2 protein-coding genes are annotated in these 1,452 nt (G+C 71.5%); both read left to right on the plus strand.

Annotated elements, in window-relative coordinates; all coding sequences use genetic code 11:
- Nucleotides 1–877 (plus strand): AI-2E family transporter (locus AB0G02_RS40025; RefSeq protein WP_360805709.1); only part of this gene is annotated, 877 nt, incomplete at its 5' end.
- Nucleotides 878–1,043: 166 nt separating this feature from the next.
- On the plus strand, nucleotides 1,044–1,452 hold a 409-nt coding region (locus AB0G02_RS40030), incomplete at its 3' end, for a helix-turn-helix domain-containing protein (RefSeq protein ID WP_360805712.1).

A 1,452-nucleotide genomic window follows, 5' to 3' on the forward strand; every position in this document is an offset into this window, starting at 1 on the left:
CGTGCTCGGCGGCGTGGTCGCCCTCATCACGACGTCCATCGCCTCCGGCGTGCCCGAGATCGCCAAGAGCGCCTCCAGCGCGCTGGCCCAGGCCCGCGACTGGTTGTCCGGCCCACCGCTCAACCTCGGTGACAGCCAGCTCGACAAGCTGCTGCAGCAGGCCACCGACCAGCTGCAGGCCAGCGTCGGCTCCATCGCGAACGGCCTGATCACCGGCGTCGGCACGGTGACCTCCGGCATCGTTACCGGCATCCTCGCGCTGCTGCTGGCGTTCCTCTTCGTCAAGGACGGCCCGCGGTTCACCCCGTGGCTGCGCGGGGTCATCGGTGAGCGCGCCGGCGGCCACACGACCGTCGTGCTCGAAAGGGTCTGGACGACGCTGGGTGACTTCATCCGCACGCAGGCCATCGTGAGCCTGGTCGACGCGGTGCTCATCGGCCTCGGCCTGGTGGTCCTCGGCGTGCCGCTGGCCGTCCCGCTGGCGGCGCTGACGTTCCTCGGCGGTTTCGTGCCGATCGTCGGCGCGTTCGTCGCCGGGGCGCTGGCCGTGCTCGTGGCGCTGGTCAGCAACGGACTGACCACCGCGATCATCATGCTGGTGATCGTGGTGGTGGTGCAGCAGGTCGAGGGCAACGTGCTCCAGCCGGTGCTCCAGTCCCGCAGCCTGCGCCTGCACGCGGCGGTCGTCCTGCTCGCCGTCACCGCGGGCAGCTCCCTCTACGGCATCGCGGGCGCGTTCCTAGCCGTGCCGGTGGTCTCCACCGCGGCGGTCGTGCTCCGGTACCTGGGCGAGGTCATCGATCAGCGGTCCACCGCACCGGGCGTCGAGCCGGAGTCGGGAACGGGGGAGCTGGACGGCCCGACGGGCATTTCCTGAGCCGTCACCGGCCGCTGTACTCCGCGCCCGACCGGGTGAGAACCTCCCCGGTACGGGTGACGCCGGTCGGTGGCACGGGCGTTGGTCGCCGCCGGGTGCCCACCGCCGACGAGCGGATGGCCCCACGAGTCGGTTTCTTGACGAAACCCACGGTTATCATGCGCGGATGCTCCGACGCACATACGACGACCAGGTCTGTTCCATCGCACGCGCACTGGAGGTCGTCGGCGAGCGCTGGACGCTGCTGATCGTGCGGGACGCCCTGTCGGGTGTCACCCGGTTCGACGGGTTCCTCAACCGCATGCCCATCGCGCGCAACGTGCTCAGCGACCGCCTCAACGGCCTGGTGGAGTGCGGCGTCCTGGAACGCGTGCCCTACCAGGACCGGCCGCCGCGTCACGAGTACCGGCTCACCGCCAAGGGACGTGACCTGACGCCCGTCGTCCTGGCGCTCATGGCGTGGGGCGACCGCCACCTGCCCACGCCGACCGGGCCGCCGAGCGTGGCCGAGCACGCGGGTTGCGGCGGGGCCGTCCACACGCGGATGGCCTGCGACTGCTGCGCGCAGGAGGTCG

The sequence above is a fragment of the Actinosynnema sp. NPDC023658 genome, from assembly GCF_040639995.1.
GTDB lineage: Bacteria > Actinomycetota > Actinomycetes > Mycobacteriales > Pseudonocardiaceae > Actinosynnema.